Source organism: Aminobacter sp. P4_D5, from assembly GCF_056401815.1.
Genome location: NZ_JBFUIP010000304.1, coordinates 1 through 3,630, shown reverse-complemented (window position 1 = coordinate 3,630; position 3,630 = coordinate 1). Strand labels below are relative to the sequence as shown.

Sequence of the window (3,630 nt, the reverse complement as noted above, 5' to 3'; positions counted from 1 at the left end):
CTGCTTTGGCATGCAGATGGCCTGCATCGAGGCCGCACGGTCACTTGCCGGTATCGAGAATGCCTCGTCGACCGAGTTCGGCGCCACCAAGGAGCCGGTCGTCGGCCTGATGACCGAATGGCTCAAGGGCAACATGCTGGAGAAGCGTCGGGCAGCCGGCGATCTCGGCGGCACGATGCGCTTGGGCGCTTATGAAGCCAAGCTTTCGGAAGGCTCGAAAATCGCCGAAATCTATGGCGATACCGATATCTCCGAGCGCCACCGTCACCGCTACGAGGTCAATATCGACTACAAGGACCGGCTCGAAGCGTGCGGCTTGGTCTTCGCCGGCATGTCGCCTGACGCCGTGCTGCCCGAGACGGTCGAATAYCCYGACCATCCCTGGTTCATCGGCGTGCAGTWCCATCCGGARCTGAAGAGCCGTCCGCTCGACCCGCATCCTTTGTTCGCGAGCTTCATCGAGGCTGCGGTCGAACAAAGCAGGCTCGTCTGATTGGCATGCGCGCCGGCGTGAAACCGTTGGCGCGCAAACCTGCCGAGGTCATGACACACTCATGACGACCTATGTTGCGCTTCTCTACAGCATCATACTGGGCGAGGGGCGTCGGGTCGTGATGTCCGATCTGCGCGACATGACCGAAGCCGCGGGCTTTCAAAAGCCACGCACCTTGGTTGCAACAGGCAATCTGGTTTTCGAAGCCGACGAACAGCCGGTCTCCATGATCGAGACCCGGCTGGAAAAGGCATTCCAGCAAAAGTTCGGCAAACACGTCGATATCATCGTGCGCCGTGCCGACGATTGGCTGACGCTGGTGGCGGCCAACCCGTTTCCTGAAGAAGCCGTTCTGTACCCCGACCAGGTGGCGGTGCGGGTCATGCGTGCACCAGTAGCGCCAGAGGTTTTGGCAGAGCTGACGCCCTATGTGGCCGCCGACGAGAAGCTTGCCGCGGTAAATGGCGACATCTGGCTCCATTTCTCCCGCAGCGCCGGCACGTCGCGGCTGCTTGGCGCACTGACACCCAAGCGCGCCGGCGGTGTCGGTACATCGCGCAACTGGAACACTGTGCGCCGGTTGGGCGAGATGGTGGCCGGGTGAGGGCAATGCCCTTGCGGCAGCCTTGCGCAAAATGAGGAATTGAGGCACAGCGCAGGCATATGACACACAACGACAAGCCACGCACGCTCGACCACATCGTGTTGCCGACCGCCGACCTTGCGATCGCGCGGCAGCGGCTTTCGGCACTTGGCTTCACGGTGTCGCCCCTCGGCATTCATCCCTTCGGTACCGCCAATTGCTGCGTCTATCTCGGTGACGGTACCTTCATGGAGCCTCTGGCTGTGGGCGACGGTGCCGTCGCTGACCGGGCCGTGGCCGAAGGCAATGTCTTTGTCGCGCGTGACCGCGCGTATCGTGATGCCCATGGCGACGAAGGTTTTTCGGCTGTGGTGTTTGGAACCGAAGATGCCGACGTCGACCATGCCGAGTTCGTTGCCGCAGGCGTTTCCGCTGGCCCAAGGCTCGACTTTTCGCGTCCCTTCGTTGATGCGGCAGGCAAATCGGATCAGGCATCGTTCCGGCTGGCGTTTGCCGCCGAGCCTGACACGGCGACGGACGCGTTCTTCTTCACCTGCGAGCGCGTCAACGCACCCAATGTTGACCGCACAGCACTTCAGACGCATGCCAATGGCGTGAGGCGTGTTCTGGCCGTCGAAGCGACTGCTGGAAGCACGCAAGCCGCTGGGGCATTGCTGGCGACAATCGCACGCAGCAGTGTTGACGGGGCCTCCGTGCCGCTCGCCAATGCAAGACTTTCCATCCGCTCCACGCCAAATTCCAATGGGATTCGCCTTGAGGCGATGGTTTTTGCCGTCGATGATCTCGGCGCGGCCAAGTCGCTTCTTGTCCGCAACGGCATCGAGTACGATCTAAGCGGTCAACGCCTGGTGGTGCCTTCGGCACCCGGGCAAGGTGCGACCTTCATTTTCGAGGAATTGAAATGACCAAGCCGAATGCAAATGTGACGATCGGCAAGACCCTTTTCGCCAACAATGCGCCGCTGTCGCTGATCGCCGGCCCGTGCCAGTTCGAATCGCGCCAGCATGCCTTCGACATGGCCGGCGCGCTCAAGGAGCTGACCCTCAAGCTCGGCATCGGCTTCGTCTACAAGTCGAGCTTCGACAAGGCCAACCGCAGCTCGCTGTCGAGCACGCGCGGTGCTGGCCTCGATGCGGCGCTGCCCGTCTTCGCCGACCTGCGCAAGGAGCTCGGCGTCGCCGTCATCACCGACGTCCATACCGAAGAACAGTGCGCGATCGTTGGCGAAGTCGTCGACGTGCTGCAGATCCCGGCCTTCCTCAGCCGCCAGACCGACCTGCTGGTCGCCGCGGCCAAGACCGGCAAGGTCGTCAATGTGAAGAAGGGCCAGTTCCTTGCGCCCTGGGACATGAAGAACGTCGTCGCCAAGGTCACTGACTCGGGCAACCCGAACGTTCTGGTCACCGAGCGTGGCGCATCCTTCGGCTACAACACGCTGGTATCAGACATGCGCGCGCTGCCGATCATGGCCGACATCGGCGCCCCGGTGATTTTCGACGCAACCCATTCGGTGCAGCAGCCAGGCGGGCAGGGTGCCACCTCGGGCGGCGAGCGCCGCTTCGTCGAGACTCTGGCGCGCGCGGCCGTCGCTGTTGGCGTCGCAGGTGTGTTCATCGAAACGCACGAAGACCCCGACAATTCGACCTCGTCGGACGGCCCCAACATGGTGCCGCTCAAGGATTTGCCGGCTCTGCTCGAGCGTTTGATGGCGTTCGACCGTATCGCCAAGGGCTGACGCTGCACTGCCAGGCACTGGTGCGCCTCTCGGTGCACATGCCCCCCAGCACAACTCCTGCTTGAGCCCTGCAGGTACCCGGCGTAGGCTTTCCTCCGTGACTGAGCATCTCAGCTGGAGGAATCCTATGTCTGTTGCCCGCGTTACGGAAATCACCTCATCGTCGACCAAGAGCTTCAAGGATGCCATTGAAGACGGCATCGCCCGCGCGTCCAAGACGCTGAAGAATGTCGAAGGCGCCTGGATCCAGGACCAGAAAGTCGTCATCGAAAACGGCAAGATCGTCGCCTACCGCGTCAACATGAAGGTGACCTTCATCCTCACCGACTGACCGGTCGGCGCAATCCATCATCGGTAAAACTTTGGAACCTCCGCTTTGGGGGATCGTTACCCCTTGCATCCACCAACCAACGAGGAGCAAGCCATGACGACCCACACAGGTCATACCGAAGCTATTCCCGCATCGCGGGTCATCGGCACCAAAGTCTACAATACCGCAGGCGAGACCATCGGCGCGATCGAAGACGTCATGCTCGACAAGATGTCCAACGGCATCATGTTTGCCGTCATCGGATTTGGCGGCTTTCTCGGCATCGGCGAAAAATATCACGCCATTCCGTGGTCGACGCTGGATTACGACAAGGGTCTCGGCGGCTATGTCGTTCCTTTCTCCAAGGATCAGCTGAAGTCTGCACCGTCTTATTCGATCGACGATCTGACCGAAGATGACGGTCGCGTTGCGCGCGATGCGTCTTTCCAGCATTACCAGGTCAAGCCGTACTGGCACTGATCCAACAA

At 61.3% G+C, this 3,630-nt stretch carries 6 protein-coding genes; all 6 read left to right on the top strand.

Going from position 1 to position 3,630, the window contains the following annotated elements; all coding sequences use genetic code 11:
• On the top strand, positions 1–493 hold a 493-nt coding region (locus AC1DWF_RS31015), incomplete at its 5' end, for a glutamine amidotransferase-related protein (RefSeq protein ID WP_476842480.1).
• Between the two features lie 61 nt (positions 494–554).
• Positions 555–1,097 (top strand): DUF1697 domain-containing protein, encoded by a 543-nt coding sequence (locus AC1DWF_RS31010; RefSeq protein WP_476786688.1) that lies wholly within the window; start codon positions 555–557, stop codon positions 1,095–1,097.
• A 59-nt stretch (positions 1,098–1,156) separates the two neighbouring features.
• Positions 1,157–2,002, top strand: a complete 846-nt coding sequence (locus AC1DWF_RS31005) for a VOC family protein (protein WP_476787566.1) — start codon at positions 1,157–1,159, stop codon at positions 2,000–2,002.
• Complete coding sequence (gene kdsA, locus AC1DWF_RS31000) at positions 1,999–2,832, top strand: 3-deoxy-8-phosphooctulonate synthase (protein WP_476786042.1); 834 nt, start codon at positions 1,999–2,001, stop codon at positions 2,830–2,832. The genes AC1DWF_RS31005 and kdsA overlap by 4 nt, the downstream gene beginning before the upstream one ends.
• Before the next feature lie 127 nt (positions 2,833–2,959).
• Complete coding sequence (locus AC1DWF_RS30995; protein WP_476786041.1) at positions 2,960–3,163, top strand: dodecin family protein; 204 nt, start codon at positions 2,960–2,962, stop codon at positions 3,161–3,163.
• A 93-nt stretch (positions 3,164–3,256) separates the two neighbouring features.
• A complete protein-coding gene (locus tag AC1DWF_RS30990) occupies positions 3,257–3,622 on the top strand; it encodes a PRC-barrel domain-containing protein (protein WP_476786040.1) in 366 nt (121 codons plus the stop codon).
• Positions 3,623–3,630 lie beyond the last annotated feature (8 nt).

Bases quoted from the DNA above. Each gene is read 5' to 3' on its own strand.
- AC1DWF_RS31010 (WP_476786688.1), top strand. From the start codon at position 555: ATGACGACCTATGTTGCGCTTCTCTACAGCATCATACTGGGCGAGGGG.
- AC1DWF_RS31005 (WP_476787566.1), top strand. From the start codon at position 1,157: ATGACACACAACGACAAGCCACGCACGCTCGACCACATCGTGTTGCCG.
- kdsA (WP_476786042.1), top strand. From the start codon at position 1,999: ATGACCAAGCCGAATGCAAATGTGACGATCGGCAAGACCCTTTTCGCC.
- AC1DWF_RS30995 (WP_476786041.1), top strand. From the start codon at position 2,960: ATGTCTGTTGCCCGCGTTACGGAAATCACCTCATCGTCGACCAAGAGC.
- AC1DWF_RS30990 (WP_476786040.1), top strand. From the start codon at position 3,257: ATGACGACCCACACAGGTCATACCGAAGCTATTCCCGCATCGCGGGTC.